The following is a 14,308-nucleotide window of genomic DNA, read 5'->3' on the forward strand; positions in this document are numbered from 1 at the left end:
GGTTACTCCCCTTTGCCGCCGGCGGCTTTGTCAGCTGCCTGTGCGGGGGCCGGGTTCTTGGTGCCGACGTTAGTCGCCTCGGTCGCTTTGACCTCGACGCCCGGTTTGACGTACTGCAGCCCTTCGGTGATCAGACGATCGCCGGCTTTCAGGCCGTCTTCGATCAACCACTGGCTGCCGACAGTGCGGCTGGCCTTGAGCTGACGCAGCTCGACCTTGTTGTCGGCGCCGACGACCAGTGCGGTCGGGGTGCCTTTGAGGTCGCGGGTCACGCCTTGTTGCGGCGCGAGGATCGCTGCGCTGTTGACGCCGGCTTGCAGCTGGGCGTGGACGAACATGCCTGGCAGCAGGGTGTGATCCGGGTTCGGGAACACCGCGCGCAGGGTCACCGAGCCGGTGGTCTGGTCAACCGAGACTTCGGAGAATTCCAGCTTGCCGTCGAGCTTGTACTGGCTGCCGTCTTCCAGGGTCAGCTTGACCGCAGCGGCGTTGTCGCCAGCCTTCTGCAGACGGCCGCTTTCCAGCTCGCGGCGCAGCTCCAGCAGTTCCACCGACGACTGGGTCACGTCGACGTAGATCGGGTCGAGCTGCTGAATCACTGCCATTGCATCGGCCTGGCCATTGCTGACCAGTGCGCCTTCGGTCACCGAAGAGCGGCCGATACGGCCGGAAATCGGCGCGTAGACTTTGGTATAGCGCACGTTGATCTGCGCGCTCTGCAACGATGCTTCCGATTGCAGGCGGTTCGCCAGTGCGGTGTCGTATTCCTGACGGCTCACGGCTTGTTCGTCGACCAGTTGCTTGTAGCGGTCGGAAATCGACTTGGTCGAACGCAGCTCGGCTTCGGCGCTTTTCAGCGTAGCTTCATAGACCGCCGGATCGATCTGATAAAGCTGCTGGCCGGCTTTGACGTCGGCACCTTCCTTGAACAGGCGCTTCAGAATGATGCCGTTGACCTGCGGGCGAACTTCCGCGATGCGGAACGCACTGGTGCGGCCCGGAAGTTCCGAGGTCAGGGTAAAGGCTTGTGGTTGCAGGGTGACGACGCCGACCTGAGGAGGCGGAGCGGCTGGGGCCGCTTCTTCCTTTTTACATCCGCTGAGCAGCGATGCCAGGGCGACGGCAGTGACCAGAGCGGTAACAGCTGGCTTGAATTGCATGAAGATCCTCGGGTCAGGCGCGCAAGAAGCGCACAAGAAGTGTGAAAGAGTAAAAAACGGGCACCGGGTGGATAAGTAGCTTGCTAAGTAATATACTTACGTTCATGGTTGTTTGTAAACACCTGCGCCGCGTACCCACCCTGATACAAAAGTCGTCGCAAGGTTTGAAATTGTAGGCCGGGGAGTCGATTCACGAGAGATCGCCCCCTCTTTATTCAGCGGATATTCAGCCATCCCTGAAACATCCTGTTTGAGGTTTTACTGCCATGGTCCGTCGTACCAAAGAGGAAGCTCAGGAAACCCGCAGCCAGATTCTGGAAGCGGCCGAGAAAGCCTTCTATGAAAGGGGGGTTGCCCGCACCACCCTGGCGGACATCGCGACCCTCGCCGGCGTGACGCGTGGCGCCATCTACTGGCATTTCAGCAACAAGGCCGATCTGGTCCAGGCCATGCTCGACAGCCTGCACGAACCGCTGGATGAACTGGCCAAGGCCAGCGAAAGCGAAGACGAACCGGACCCGCTGGGCTGCATGCGGCAGTTGCTGATTCATTTGTTTCATCAAGTTGCACTGGACCCGAAAACCCGGCGCATCAACGAAATTCTGTTTCATAAGTGCGAGTTCACCGATGAAATGTGCGATCTGCGCCAGCAGCGCCGGACGGCCAGTCTCGATTGCAACGTGCGCATCGGCCTGACCTTGCGTAATGCGGTGAATCGCGGCCAGTTGCCGGAAGATCTCGACACTGCCCGCGCGGCCATCAGCATTCATGCCTACATCGACGGCCTGCTGTACGGCTGGCTGCTGGCCCCGGACAGCTTCGAACTGCACGCCGAGGCTGAACGCTGGGTCGACACCGGGCTGGACATGCTGCGCCTGAGCCCAAGCCTGCGCAAATGAAACAAAATGCGCAATTGCCCGGCAGGATGTCAATCAGCCGCCATGGCTGATGATCGCGGCGGGGAGTTTAAACGTAGCGAGTCGTGGATTTTGTAGGGAAATTGTGTCGCTGTTGTGAAACGGTGTTCGCTGGCTCTTACCCTGCGCCAACAGCAAAAAGCCCCGGACTTTCACAAGTCCGGGGCTTTTTCATTTCTGCGCTACAGCGTGATTACAAGGTCGGATAGTCGATATAACCGACCGGACCCTTGCCGTAGAAAGTCTCCGGATGCGGCTCGTTCAACGGCGCATCGGCCTGCAAACGGGCCGGCAGATCCGGGTTGGCAATGAACGGCACGCCGAACGCTACGGCGTCTGCCTTACCGCTGGCCAGCCACTCGTTGGCGCTTTCCTTGGTGAACTTCTCGTTGGCAATGTATGGGCCACCGAACGCTTCTTTCAGTCGCGGACCGAGGCTGTCGGCGCCTTCTTTTTCGCGCGAGCAGATGAACGCGATGCCACGCTTGCCCAGTTCACGGGCGACGTAGGTAAAGGTTTCGGCGAGATTGTCATCGCCCATGTCGTGGGAATCGGCGCGCGGTGCCAAGTGCACACCAACGCGGCCAGCGCCCCATACTTCGATCGCGGCGTCGGTCACTTCCAGCAGCAAGCGCGCACGGTTTTCCAGCGAGCCGCCGTACTGGTCGGTGCGCTGATTGGTGCTGCTTTGCAGGAACTGGTCGAGCAGGTAGCCGTTGGCGCCGTGGATTTCCACGCCGTCGAAACCGGCGGCCTTGGCGTTCTCGGCGCCTGTGCGGTAGGCGTCGACGATGTCGGCGATTTCAGCAGTTTCCAGGGCGCGCGGGGTTGGGTAGTCGGCCAGTGGGCGCACCAGGCTGACGTGGCCCTTTGGCTGGATGGCGCTTGGCGCGACCGGTGCTTCACCGTTCAGGTACGAAGGGTGGGAAATGCGGCCAACGTGCCACAGTTGCAGGAAGATCTTGCCGCCGGCGCCGTGAATCGCCTTGGTCACGTTGGCCCAGCCACGCACTTGATCGTTGGACCAGATGCCCGGGGTGTCCGGGTAGCCGACGCCCATCGGCGTTACCGAAGTGGCTTCACTGAGGATCAGGCCGGCCGAGGCGCGTTGTACGTAGTATTCGGCCATCAGCGCGTTCGGCACACGGCCTTCGTCGGCGCGGCAGCGGGTCAGCGGGGCCATGATGATGCGGTTGTTCAGCTCGATGTCGCCGAGTTTGATCGGGTCGAAAATAGTCGCCATGTCTAAAAGCCTCTCTTTAATAAAGGAAGTTGATCAGTTGGAAGCAGGCGCCAGCTCGGCATTGCCGTTCTGGCGGAAAGTAATCAGGGTCACCAGCAGGGCAAGTACGGCCAGCGCGGCGGCAGCCAGTGGCACGCTGGTCAGGCCGTAGCCGTGGGCGATGACGCTGCCGCCGACCCAGGCGCCGAGGGCGTTGCCAACGTTGAAGGCGCCGATGTTCAGGGTCGAAACCAGGTTCGGTGCAGCCTTGCCGAAGGTCACCACGTTGACTTGCAGCGCCGGCACAGCGGCGAAACACGCGGTGGCCCAGAGGAACAGGGTGATCTCGGTCGGGATCAGCGCAACGCTGGTCCAGCTCAGCACCGTGGAAACCACGGCCATGGCGATGAACACGCCGATCAGCGTGGCGGCCATGCCTTTGTCGGCGAGTTTGCCGCCGATGATGTTGCCGACCGTCAGACCGAGGCCGATGAGCATCAGCGTCCAGGTCACGCCACGTGGCGACACACCGGTGACTTCGCCAAGCAGTGGGGCGACGTAGGTGAACAGGGTAAACACCGAGGCGGCGAACAGCGCGGTCATGCTCAGCGACAGCCAGATGCCGGCGCCTTTGAGGGCAGCGAGTTCGGCGCGCATGTCGAGTTTCTCTTCGTCACGCTTGGCCGGCAGAAAGCGGATCAGGCCGATCAGCGCGATCACACCGATGACGGTCACCGCCCAGAAGGTCGAACGCCAGCCGGCTTCCTGACCCAATGCGGTGCCCAGCGGTACGCCGAGCACGTTGGCCAGGGTCAGACCGGTGAACATCAGGGCGACCGCCGAGGCACGTTTGTTTGGCGCGACCAGATTGGCCGCAACCACCGAACCGATGCCGAAGAATGCACCGTGGCACAAAGCGGTGACGACCCGGGCAAACATCAGCACGTTGTAGTCGCTGGCGATGGCGCAGAGCAGGTTGCCGACAATAAAGATGCCCATCAACGCCACCAGTGCGGCCTTGCGCGGCAGCTTCGCGGTGGCCAGCGCCATGAACGGAGCACCGATGGCCACGCCCAGGGCGTAACCGGTGACCAGCCAGCCGGCGCCTGGAATCGACACACCGAGGTCCGCCGCCACGTCGGGCAGCAGGCCCATGATGACGAACTCGGTGGTGCCGATGGCGAAGGCGCTCAGGGCGAGGATGAGAAGCGAAAGGGGCATGCAGGTTTCCTTGTCGGCTGGCTGACGTTAAGGGTCAGAGCTCTTTACTGAGGGTGCTGAGAAACGCCTGGATGACGTCCTCGTTACGTTTGAAAAAATGCCACTGCCCGGCCTTCTGGCTGCTGATCAGCCCGGCCCGTTGCAACGTCGCCAGATGCGCGGAAACGGTCGATTGCGACAGGCCGCAACGCTGATCGATCTGCCCGGCACAGATGCCGTACTCGTGGTTGTGCAACTGCTCGGGGAATTCGCCTTTCGGGTCCTTCAGCCAGTTGAGGATGTCTCGCCGTACTGGGTGCGCCAGGGCTTTTATTATTTCGTCGAGGTCGAGGTTCATGGCTTGGGCTCGTGGTGGCAGTAGCGATATATCGCGATGGAGCGAACTTTAAATCGTTGGATCGCGATATACCAATATGAATTCGGTCTGACGAACGCGTAAATCGCTATATCGGGTTATAACGATACGAGGGTGCTGGAGGAGCGAGCGCAGTGCTAAGCTGCGCCCATGAACTATCTCGCGCATTTGCATCTCGGCGGCCAGCGCCCCGGTCAGTTACTCGGCAGCCTGTATGGCGACTTCGTCAAAGGTCGGCTGCAAGGCCAGTTCGACCCGGAAGTGGAGGCGGCGATTGCGCTGCATCGGCGCATCGACGTCTTCACCGATCGCCATCCACTGGTCGACATTGCTTTGGGCCGCTTCAGCGAAACGCGGCGGCGCTATGCCGGAATCGTCCTCGATGTGTTTTTCGATCATTGCCTGGCGCGGGACTGGACGCTGTATGCCGACCGGCCGCTGGAGCAGTTCACCGCAGACGTCTATCACGTGCTGTCCCGCGAACGACAGTTGCCGGAACGGCTGGCGAAGATCGCCCCGCACATGGTCGCCAACGACTGGCTGGGCTCGTATCGCGAATTCGAGGTGCTGGAGCAGGTGCTGCGCGGGATCTCGCGGCGCCTGACCAGGCCGGAGGAATTGGCCGGGGCCATGGCGGAGTTGCGGCGGTTGTATGAGCCGCTGAGTGAAGATTTCAGCCAGTTCTACCCGCAATTGCAGGATTTTGCGCAAAACTCTGATCCACTGAAGATCTGAATGTGGGAGCGAGCCTGCTCGCGAAGGCGGTGCCTCAGCCAATATAGATGCTGAATGACACGGCGCCTTCGCGAGCAGGCTCGCTCCCACAGGGGATAAGTGTTTTTTCAGGCCGCGATTAGTTCGCCTGCGCGACGCGGTTCGGCAGGTTTTGCGACCTCGCCAAACAACACCTTGTGCACCGCCTGCTGCGCTTCGAACGCCAGCGCCGCACGCTCGCGGCCCTGACACTCTATTGGCTTGAGCAGATGCACTTCGACGTCGCCGCAGTCATGGCTGAACAGGCGCATCAGGTGCGAGAGCAGGTCATCGTCACCAATGAACGGTGCGAGCGTGTCGATTTCGCCGTCACGCAGATAACGGATCGCCACCGGTTGCAGCATCACCTCGGAATCGATCGCCGCCGACAGCAGGCGACCATGAAAGGTGCGCAGGGAACGGCCATCGGTGGTGGTGCCTTCGGGGAACATCAGCAGCGCATGTTCGGTTTGCAGATGGCGGGTCATCTGCTTGCGGATCAACTGGCTGTCGCCCGATCCACGGCGGATGAACAGGCTGCCGGCTTTGGCTGCGAGCCAGCCGGCCACCGGCCAGGTGCGCACTTCGGCTTTGGACAGAAACGACAGCGGCGTGAGCATGCCCAGCAGCGGAATGTCGGTCCACGACACGTGATTGCTGACCCACAGCATCGGCTGTTTCGGCAGCTCGCCATGCACGCTCACGCGAAACGGCAGGGCATTGCTCAGCCGCGCCATGAAGAAGCGCGACCAGCGCTGGCGCCGCTCCATCGAGTGGGCCAGACCGATGCGTTCGAACACGCCGAACACGCTGGCCATGGTCAGCCCCAGCGTCACCACCAGCAGCACTCGCGCGATTCGCGCGTACACCCGCAACCGGCTCATCACACCGCCGCCTTGAAGTGCTTGGCGTAGCGCGGGCAGAGTTCGTCGCGCTTGAGCAGGATGAACACGTCGGCGACCTGGAAGTCTTCGTCCCAGCACGGCTCGCCGCAGATCTTCGCCCCGAGGCGCATGTAGGCCTTGAGCAGCGGTGGCATTTCGGCGATGACGTTGGACGGGATATCCAGCGTCGGCAGCGGGTTTTTCGGCTCGGCGCGCAGGTGTTCGGTGCACAGATAACGTTCGCGCAGACGCTGCATGATCGCGTGGGCCTGAATGCCGCCGTCCTGCATCGGAATGCTCGCGCAACCCATCAGATAGCTGTAGCCGCCCTGATTGAGCACTTCGGCCAATTCGCCCCAGAGCACGGCGATGGTGCCGCCGTTGCGGTACGCCGGATCGACGCAGGTGCGGCCGATTTCCAGGATCGGGCCTTGCAGATGCGCCAGGCCATGCAGGCTGAATTCTTCTTCGCTGTAGAACTTGCCGAGGCTGCTGGCAGCGGTGTGATCGAGCAGACGCGTGGTCGCCACCAGGCGCCCGGTGTTCAGATCACGCACGCCGATGTGGCTGCAGTGAACATCATAATCATCCATGTCCAGACCCAGTTCGGCGCCTTTGAGTTTGGCGTTGAACTCGCCGCTGAAGACGGCGAAGCGCAGGGCCTGGGCTTGCTGCAAGGCTTCGGCGCCGATCAGGCGTTCGGCTTGCAGGCGGCGTTCATTGCCGGTGTCGCTGATGCGGGCGATTTGCGTCATGTGAATCTCCGTACGGGCCTTTAACCCGTCGTGGGTTGCAGCCGATCGACTTTCTTTATGCAGCCGTGTTGTGCAAAGTCAGGCTATGTAGCCCCGGTGTCATCGCCATGAACGTTCGGTGATGCTTATATGACAGCCCGCGAGGAGGCGCCCATGCCCTGGACAGATCTGCTGCACCGCCGTGAACGCTTGCCCGCCGCTGCTGATCTGGCCGAGGGCTTTGCAACGTTGTTGCAGGCGCTGGGCAACGTCACGCCGTTCGAATTGGCGGTGGTCGGCGGGCGGCGAATGGCGACGCCGGGGCTGGCGTTTCTGGTCGGTTATCAGGCGGCGCTGCGCATGTTGTGGCCGAGCGCGCCGCCGAGCCTTGGCGCCTTGTGCGCGACCGAACAACGCAGCCTGCGTCCGGCCGACATGCAAACGCGGCTGCGCGATTTGCGCTTGAGCGGGCGCAAGGATTTCGTCACCGCAGGCGACGCCGCCGATTGGTTACTGGTGGCTGCGCGCAGTGAGGAGCTTGGCGAAGCACCGCGCCTGAGTCTGGCGGTGGTGTATCCCGGCGAGCCCGGCGTGAAGGTGGAAAAACTGCCGGCGTTGCCGTTGATGCCGGACATCAGCCACGGTCGCCTGCACCTCGACGGCGCCCTGTGCGAACTGCTCGCCGGCGACGGTTGGGACGCCTACGTCAAACCGTTTCGCAGTCTTGAAGATGTCTACGTGCTCAGCGCCATGACCGCGTGGTTGTACGGCGTCGGCCAGGACAGCGACTGGCCGCAGGCCCTGCAATTGCGTTTGCTGGCGCTGCTGGCCGGGTGCGCCGAGGCCAGCCGGCAAGCGCCGAACAATCCGGCCGGACATGTAGTGCTGGGCGGATTGTTTGCGCAGTTTGAATCACTCAAGACCGAGGTAGATCAGGCGTTGGTGCAGGGTGATCCTGCGTGGGCGGCGATGTGGCAGCGTGATCAAGGCGTGATGCAATTGGCTGCAGGGGCCCGGGCCAAGCGCTTGGCCAAGGCTCTTGCGTTGGCCTGACTGGCCTCATCGCGGGCAAGCCCGCTCCCACAGGTTTCAAGGTGTTCATGAAATGTGTGTTCACTTGGGACCCCTGTGGGAGCTGGCTTGCCAGCGATGGCAATTTCATGGACGACCAACATCTAAAATTTGTCATAAACCCCGACTAGTCTCGACAGGTTCATTCCCAGAGCGCCCACCATGTTCAAAGGCCTGTCGCTGTTCCTGCTGCTGATCAGCCTCACCGTCCGCGCCGAACAATGGCCCGGCGAGCAATGGCCGATCGCCCCGCAGATCACCGGCCCGGCTGCCCTGGCACTGGAAAACTACGCCTTCGCGCCCCGCAACGACGTCACCCGCGAAGGCATCCGCACCGACGCCTTGCTGATCATCCACGACGGCCAGATCATCTACGAACGCTACGCCGCTCCGACCACTGCACAGACCCCACATCTGACCTGGTCAATCAGCAAAAGTCTGCTGGCAACCGTTCTCGGTGTGGCCTACGGCGAAGGCCGGTTCAAACTCGATGATCCAGTGCTGAAGTTCTACCCGGCGCTGGAAAAACACCCGGCGATCACCCTCGGCCATCTGCTGAACTGGGCTTCCGGTCTCGATTGGCAGGAGGACTACGAATACGCCCCGCTGAAATCCTCGGTGGTGGCAATGCTCTACACGCGAGGCCATCGCGACATGGCCGCGTTCACCGCCGCACACGACAGTTATTCCGCAGCGGGTGTGGCTTTTCGTTATTCCAGCGGTGACAGCAATCTACTCGCCGCTGCCCTGAAAACCATGGTCGGCCCAGCACGTTATGCCGACTATCCGTGGACAGCATTGTTCGAGCCGTTGGGCATTCGCCACGCCGCGTGGGAAAGCGATGCCAGCGGTACCTTTGTCGCCTCGTCCTATGCCTATCTCACCGCGCGTGATCTGGCGCGGGTCGGTCTGCTGATGGCGCGCGGCGGGCGCTGGAACGATCGGCAGTTGCTGCCCGAGGATTGGGTGGCATTCAATCTCAAGCCCTTTGCCGGCTACAAGGCGCAGCAGGACGAAGCCGTACCCGGCGGCCATTGGTGGCTCAATCGTCCTGTCGACGGCGCCACATCACCATGGCCCGACGCCCCACCCGACACCTTCGCCGCCCTCGGCCACTGGGGCCAGGCGCTGTACGTGATGCCCAGCGAGAAACTGGTGATCGTGCGTTACGGCGATGATCGTGATGGCAGCTACCAGCACAACGAATTGCTCAAACGCGTGTTGCAGGCGGTGCGGCGATGAAGCGCTTTCTATTGTTGCTGCTGATCGTGCTGCTCGGCTGGGGATGGTATGAACGGGAAAACCTCTGGGCTTTCCCGGACATCATCAGCGCCTACACCGCCAAGGAATATTGCTCGTGCCGTTATGTGATGAACAACGACGCCGGGTATTGCCGTGGCTATGTGAAGCAATGGCTGCCAACCAGCGGTTTTACCGATGACCCGTCGAGCAAAACCGTCACCGTCAACGGCATGGGCCGCAGTAACAGCGCGCAGTGGCTGAGCGAACGCCAGGGCTGTCGCCTGAATCCTTGAATTATCTGGTCTCCCCTGTGGGAGCGAGCCTGCTCGCGAAATCGTCGCAAGCCGCAATACATGCTGTGCGGGGAGCATTGCATTCGCGAGCAGGCTCGCTCCCACAGGGCTTGCAATAACTTGGCGGGCGGTTAAGGTTCGTGCAGGTTTATCGCCCCCACGAGTGTTCAATGTTCAACCGCTCCCTCTATACAACCTTCGCCAGTCTGCTGTTGACCGCCGCTGCACTGCCGGCCCAGGCCAATTGGTACCTGGACGGCGAGTCGTCGCGGCTGTCGTTCGTCAGCACCAAAAATGCCAGCGTGTCGGAAGTGCAGCGTTTTCTGGTGCTGCACGGCAAGGTCGACCCCAACGGTCGGGCCGAGGTCGAAGTCGAGCTCGAATCGATCAACAGCGGCATTCCCCTGCGCGATGAGCGCATGCGCAAGGAGCTGTTCCAGATCGAGCAATTTCCGGCAGCGACCGTCACCACCCAGATCGACCTGCGCCCGATCAACGATCTGGCCCCCGGCGCGCAGCTGGAGTTGCGCCTGCCGCTGACCGTCAGCCTGCACGGCAAGCAGCACGAATACCCGGCCGAGTTGCTCGCCACGCGTCTGGATGATCGGCGCTTTCAGGTGGTGACACTGGAGCCGCTGGTGATCAACGCCGAGGATTTCGATCTGGCGCCGGGCCTGGAAAACCTGCGCAAACTCGCCGATCTGTCGGCGATCAGTCTGTCGGTGCCGGTGGGTGCGGTGCTGATTTTCACGGCGCGCTGACATGCGCGGTGCGGTGTTCCCCTGGCGTGACGGCAACCGTTTCGAACTGTTGATCGACGGCCCGCAATTCTTTCCGCGCATGCTCGAGCACATCGCTGGAGCTACAGAACAGATCGAACTGGAGCTGTATCTGGTCGAGGCCGGCGCCTGCGCCGAAGCCATCGTCCAGGCGCTGGTCGCGGCGGCCGAGCGCGGCGTGCGCGTGCGTTGCCTGTTCGATGATTACGGCAGCCTCGCGTTCACGCTGCATCTGCGCCAGCGCCTGACTCAGGCCGGGGTCGAGCTGCGTTTCTACAATCGCCTGAGCTGGCGGCGCTGGGTCGGCAACTTCTATCGCGACCACCGTAAATTGCTGCTGGTCGACCAATGCCTGGCAGTGGTCGGCGGCACCGGCGTGACCGATGAATTCTGGACGCCGGGCCATGATGTCAGCGAGTGGCACGAAGTGATGGTCGAGATCAGCGGCCCATTGGTGATCGATTGGCAATTGCTGTTCGATCGCCAGTGGATCGCCAACCGTTACCGCCGCGCCTGGCGCCCGGCCGCGCATTTTGGTCTGCCACGTTTGCCACGCGTGCCGGACAAAGGCGAAGGCATGGGCCGCGTAGCCTACGCTGACGCCCGCCAGCACCGCGACATTCTGCAATCGCTGTTTCGCGCGCTGAACAGCGGGCAAAAACGCATCTGGATGGCCACGCCGTACTTTCTGCCGACATGGAAAATCCGCCGCTCCTTGCGCAAGGCTGCCGCGCGCGGCGTCGATGTGCGCTTGCTGCTGACCGGGCCGCGCACCGATCACCCGTCAGTGCGCTACGCCGGCCATCGCTACTACCCGCGCCTGCTCAAGGCCGGGGTGCAGATCTTCGAATACCAGCCGTGCTTCCTGCACCTGAAAATGGTTCTGGTCGACGAATGGGTAAGCATCGGTTCGTGCAACTTCGATCACTGGAATCTGCGTTTCAATCTGGAGGCGAATCTGGAAGCACTGGACCCGGCGTTGACGGCAGCGGTGGAGGCGAGCTTTGTGAAGGACTTCGGCTTGAGTCAGCTGGTGAGTCTGGAGGAATGGCAGCGCCGACCGTTGTGGCGGCGGGTCAAGCAGCGGGTGTGGGGCTGGGTGGATCGGTTGGTGGTGAATATTCTCGACCGTCGCGGATAACCACGATTTTGAATACACCCTGAATCCAATGTGGGAGCTAGCCTGCTCGCGAAAGCGGTGTGTCATTTGATCGTTCCCACGCTCCGCGTGGGAATGCCTCTAGGGACGCTCCGCGTCCAGTGACGCGGAGCGTCACGGGCTGCATTCCCACGCAGAGCGTGGGAACGATCAGTGCAGGGGGGGCGGCGTGCTTGCTGTTACAGCAATTCAAAGCTCTGCTGCGTCACCGCCTGCGAATCCAGGCCGATCTGCACGTTGAACTTGCCAGGCTCGGCTGCGTATTTGAGCTGGGCGTTGTAGAACTTCAGGTCTTCCTCGGTGATGGTGAAGTGCACGACTTTCTGTTCGCCGGCCTTGAGCATGATCTTCTGGAAGTTCTTCAGTTCTTTCACCGGGCGGATCATCGAACCGGTGACGTCCTGGATGTACAACTGCACCACGGTTTCGCCGTCACGCTTGCCGGTGTTCTTGACCATGACGCTGGCGTCGAGCTTGCCGCTGGCGTTGAGGGTGGTCGATGACAGCGCCATATCGCTCAGGGCGAAGGTGGTGTAGCTCAGGCCATAACCGAACGGAAACAGCGGGCCGGTGGTGTCATCGAAATACTGCGAGGTGTAGTTGCCCGGTTTGCCCGGCGTGAACGGCCGGCCGATGCTCAGGTGGTTGTAGTAGGTCGGGATCTGGCCCACGGAACGCGGGAAAGTCACCGGCAGTTTGCCCGACGGGTTGTAGTCGCCGAACAGCACGTCGGCAATGGCGTTGCCGCCCTCGGTGCCGCTGAACCAGGTTTCCAGAATCGCATCGGCCGACTGGTTCTCTTCGAGAATCGTCAGCGGACGGCCGTTCATCAGCACCAGTACCAGCGGTTTGCCAGTGGCTTTCAACGCACGGATCAATTCGCGCTGGGTTTCCGGGATGTTCAGGTCTGTGCGGCTCGAGGATTCGTGGGACATGCCACGGGACTCGCCGACAGCGGCGACGATCACGTCAGCATCCTTCGCCGCTTTCACCGCTTCGTCGATCAGCACGCTGGCCGGGCGCGGGTCATCGACCACTTCCGGGGCGTCGAAGTTGAGGAAGTTCAGGTAGTCGAGGACCTTCTTGTCGCCCGTGATGTTGGCGCCACGGGCGTAGATCAGGTTGGCCTTGTCGCCGATTACCGAACTCATGCCATCGAACAAAGTGACCGATTGCGCCGGGCGCCCGGCGGCGGCCCAACTACCCATCATGTCGATCGGCGCTTTCGCCAATGGACCGACCAGCGCGATTTTCGCGTCTTTCTTCAGCGGCAGGGTTTCGTTGTGGTTCTTCAGCAGCACCAGACTGCGCCGCGCCACTTCGCGGGCCTCGGCGCGGTGCAGGCGGCTCTCGGCGTAGGTGTCGGCCGGATCATCCTCGGCCTTGCCGATGCGCAGGTAAGGGTCCTTGAACAGGCCCATGTCGTACTTGGCCGCGAGCACTTCGCGCACGGCGTTATCGATGTCTTTCTGTTCGATCTCACCAGACTTGAGCAACCCCGGCAGTTCTTTGCCGTAGAGGGTGTCGTTCATGCTCATGTCGATGCCGGCCTTGATCGCCAGCTTCGCCGCTTCGCGACCGTCGCGCGCGACACCGTGCTTGATCAGTTCGAAAATCGCGCCGTGATCGCTGACTGCCAGGCCTTTGAAGCCCCAGTCCTTGCGCAGCAGATCGTTCATCAGCCAGGTGTTGGCCGTGGCTGGAATGCCGTTGATCGAGTTCAACGCCACCATTACACCGCCAGCGCCGGCATCGATCGCGGCGCGGTAGGGCGGCAGGTAATCCTGGTACATCTTCACCGGGCTCATGTCGACGGTGTTGTAGTCGCGACCGCCCTCGACCGCGCCGTACAAGGCGAAATGCTTGACGCTGGCCATGATGCTGTCGGCAGCGCTTGGGGTCTCGCCCTGATAGGCCTTGACCATGACTTTGGCGATGCGCGAGGTCAGGTAGGTGTCTTCGCCGAAACCTTCGGAACTGCGGCCCCAGCGCGGATCGCGGGAGATATCCACCATCGGCGCGAAGGTGATGTCGAGGCTGTCGGCGGCGGCTTCTTTAGCCGCAACGCGACCGGACTGGCCGATGGCGTCCATGTCCCAGCTCGACGCGAGGGCCAGCGGAATCGGGAAAATCGTACGGTGACCGTGGATCACGTCGTACGCGAAAAACATCGGAATCTTCAGGCGGCTGCGCATGGCAGCGTCCTGCATCGGACGGTTTTCCGCGCGGGTGATCGAGTTGAACGTGCCGCCGATGTTGCCGCCGGCGATTTCCTTGCGGATCAGCTCGCGGGGCATTTCCGGACCGATGCTGATCAGGCGCAACTGGCCGATCTTCTCGTCGAGGGTCATTTGTTTCATCAGGTTGCTGATGAAGGCGTCCTTGTTTTCCAAAGGTACCGGGGTCGTGGCGGCCAGTACCTGATGACTGGCCAGGCTGACGAACAGACCCAGCAAACACAGCTTCTTCATGAATTTTTTCTCTAGAGCCCAAACGGTGATGCAACACCGGCCAGCCA

General features: G+C 61.8%; 14 protein-coding genes. 7 read left to right on the top strand and 7 right to left on the bottom strand.

What is annotated here, in order from left to right:
- Nucleotides 1–2: 2 nt before the first annotated feature.
- Entirely contained in the window at nt 3–1,160 is a 1,158-nt protein-coding gene (gene emhA / locus ACYSTU_RS12325; RefSeq protein WP_136492110.1) for an efflux RND transporter periplasmic adaptor subunit EmhA, read from the bottom strand.
- A 266-nt stretch (nt 1,161–1,426) separates the two neighbouring features.
- On the opposite strand from emhA, the gene emhR reads away from it, so the two are divergent.
- Nucleotides 1,427–2,059: an efflux system transcriptional repressor EmhR gene (gene emhR / locus ACYSTU_RS12330; RefSeq protein ID WP_024011948.1), complete on the top strand. Its 633-nt coding sequence runs from the start codon at nt 1,427–1,429 to the stop codon at nt 2,057–2,059.
- Nucleotides 2,060–2,270: 211 nt separating this feature from the next.
- Here emhR and ACYSTU_RS12335 read toward each other — a convergent pair whose 3' ends face one another.
- From ACYSTU_RS12335 to ACYSTU_RS12345, 3 genes are read right to left on the bottom strand one after another with little or no spacing between them, the layout of a single operon-like run.
- The gene (locus tag ACYSTU_RS12335) at nt 2,271–3,320 is read right to left on the bottom strand and encodes an alkene reductase (protein ID WP_039762674.1); all 1,050 of its coding nucleotides are present in this window, start codon (nt 3,318–3,320) and stop codon (nt 2,271–2,273) included.
- A gap of 33 nt (nt 3,321–3,353) precedes the next feature.
- Nucleotides 3,354–4,520, bottom strand: coding sequence for an MFS transporter (locus tag ACYSTU_RS12340; RefSeq protein ID WP_016771328.1), 1,167 nt, complete (start codon nt 4,518–4,520; stop codon nt 3,354–3,356).
- Nucleotides 4,521–4,554: 34 nt separating this feature from the next.
- Entirely contained in the window at nt 4,555–4,857 is a 303-nt protein-coding gene (locus tag ACYSTU_RS12345) for an ArsR/SmtB family transcription factor (RefSeq protein WP_016771327.1), read from the bottom strand.
- Between the two features lie 168 nt (nt 4,858–5,025).
- Between ACYSTU_RS12345 and ACYSTU_RS12350 the strand changes: the two genes are divergently transcribed.
- Nucleotides 5,026–5,610, top strand: coding sequence for an acyl carrier protein phosphodiesterase (locus ACYSTU_RS12350; RefSeq protein WP_136492112.1), 585 nt, complete (start codon nt 5,026–5,028; stop codon nt 5,608–5,610).
- A gap of 107 nt (nt 5,611–5,717) precedes the next feature.
- Here ACYSTU_RS12350 and ACYSTU_RS12355 read toward each other — a convergent pair whose 3' ends face one another.
- Both ACYSTU_RS12355 and olsB read right to left on the bottom strand, forming a co-directional pair.
- Nucleotides 5,718–6,512, bottom strand: coding sequence for a lysophospholipid acyltransferase family protein (locus ACYSTU_RS12355; protein ID WP_498998795.1), 795 nt, complete (start codon nt 6,510–6,512; stop codon nt 5,718–5,720).
- On the bottom strand, nt 6,512–7,267 hold the full coding sequence (olsB, locus tag ACYSTU_RS12360) for an L-ornithine N(alpha)-acyltransferase (protein ID WP_016771324.1): 756 nt from the start codon (nt 7,265–7,267) through the stop codon (nt 6,512–6,514). Before olsB ends, ACYSTU_RS12355 begins: the two co-directional genes overlap by 1 nt.
- A gap of 153 nt (nt 7,268–7,420) precedes the next feature.
- On the opposite strand from olsB, the gene ACYSTU_RS12365 reads away from it, so the two are divergent.
- From ACYSTU_RS12365 to ACYSTU_RS12385, 5 genes are all read left to right on the top strand, one after another.
- Nucleotides 7,421–8,299 (top strand): acyl-CoA dehydrogenase middle domain-containing protein, encoded by an 879-nt coding sequence (locus ACYSTU_RS12365; RefSeq protein ID WP_498998797.1) that lies wholly within the window; start codon nt 7,421–7,423, stop codon nt 8,297–8,299.
- 180 nt (nt 8,300–8,479) lie between these two features.
- A complete protein-coding gene (locus ACYSTU_RS12370; protein WP_498998800.1) occupies nt 8,480–9,559 on the top strand; it encodes a serine hydrolase domain-containing protein in 1,080 nt (359 codons plus the stop codon).
- On the top strand, nt 9,556–9,852 hold the full coding sequence (locus ACYSTU_RS12375; RefSeq protein WP_125917729.1) for an amidase: 297 nt from the start codon (nt 9,556–9,558) through the stop codon (nt 9,850–9,852). The genes ACYSTU_RS12370 and ACYSTU_RS12375 overlap by 4 nt, the downstream gene beginning before the upstream one ends.
- A 170-nt stretch (nt 9,853–10,022) precedes the next feature.
- Nucleotides 10,023–10,613, top strand: coding sequence for a YceI family protein (locus tag ACYSTU_RS12380; protein ID WP_223630011.1), 591 nt, complete (start codon nt 10,023–10,025; stop codon nt 10,611–10,613).
- Between the two features lies 1 nt (nt 10,614).
- The gene (locus ACYSTU_RS12385) at nt 10,615–11,772 is read left to right on the top strand and encodes a phospholipase D-like domain-containing protein (RefSeq protein WP_056783426.1); all 1,158 of its coding nucleotides are present in this window, start codon (nt 10,615–10,617) and stop codon (nt 11,770–11,772) included.
- Between the two features lie 197 nt (nt 11,773–11,969).
- Here ACYSTU_RS12385 and bglX read toward each other — a convergent pair whose 3' ends face one another.
- The gene (gene bglX / locus ACYSTU_RS12390) at nt 11,970–14,261 is read right to left on the bottom strand and encodes a beta-glucosidase BglX (protein WP_130887059.1); all 2,292 of its coding nucleotides are present in this window, start codon (nt 14,259–14,261) and stop codon (nt 11,970–11,972) included.
- Nucleotides 14,262–14,308 lie beyond the last annotated feature (47 nt).

It is taken from the genome of Pseudomonas glycinis, from assembly GCF_054871425.1.

Coding starts and splice junctions, on each gene's coding strand:
- olsB (WP_016771324.1), bottom strand. CDS start 7,267: ATGACGCAAATCGCCCGCATCAGCGACACCGGCAATGAACGCCGCCTG.
- ACYSTU_RS12365 (WP_498998797.1), top strand. CDS start 7,421: ATGCCCTGGACAGATCTGCTGCACCGCCGTGAACGCTTGCCCGCCGCT.
- ACYSTU_RS12335 (WP_039762674.1), bottom strand. CDS start 3,320: ATGGCGACTATTTTCGACCCGATCAAACTCGGCGACATCGAGCTGAAC.
- ACYSTU_RS12375 (WP_125917729.1), top strand. CDS start 9,556: ATGAAGCGCTTTCTATTGTTGCTGCTGATCGTGCTGCTCGGCTGGGGA.
- ACYSTU_RS12345 (WP_016771327.1), bottom strand. CDS start 4,857: ATGAACCTCGACCTCGACGAAATAATAAAAGCCCTGGCGCACCCAGTA.
- emhR (WP_024011948.1), top strand. CDS start 1,427: ATGGTCCGTCGTACCAAAGAGGAAGCTCAGGAAACCCGCAGCCAGATT.
- emhA (WP_136492110.1), bottom strand. CDS start 1,160: ATGCAATTCAAGCCAGCTGTTACCGCTCTGGTCACTGCCGTCGCCCTG.
- ACYSTU_RS12340 (WP_016771328.1), bottom strand. CDS start 4,520: ATGCCCCTTTCGCTTCTCATCCTCGCCCTGAGCGCCTTCGCCATCGGC.
- ACYSTU_RS12385 (WP_056783426.1), top strand. CDS start 10,615: ATGCGCGGTGCGGTGTTCCCCTGGCGTGACGGCAACCGTTTCGAACTG.
- ACYSTU_RS12355 (WP_498998795.1), bottom strand. CDS start 6,512: ATGAGCCGGTTGCGGGTGTACGCGCGAATCGCGCGAGTGCTGCTGGTG.
- ACYSTU_RS12370 (WP_498998800.1), top strand. CDS start 8,480: ATGTTCAAAGGCCTGTCGCTGTTCCTGCTGCTGATCAGCCTCACCGTC.
- ACYSTU_RS12350 (WP_136492112.1), top strand. CDS start 5,026: ATGAACTATCTCGCGCATTTGCATCTCGGCGGCCAGCGCCCCGGTCAG.
- bglX (WP_130887059.1), bottom strand. CDS start 14,261: ATGAAGAAGCTGTGTTTGCTGGGTCTGTTCGTCAGCCTGGCCAGTCAT.
- ACYSTU_RS12380 (WP_223630011.1), top strand. CDS start 10,023: ATGTTCAACCGCTCCCTCTATACAACCTTCGCCAGTCTGCTGTTGACC.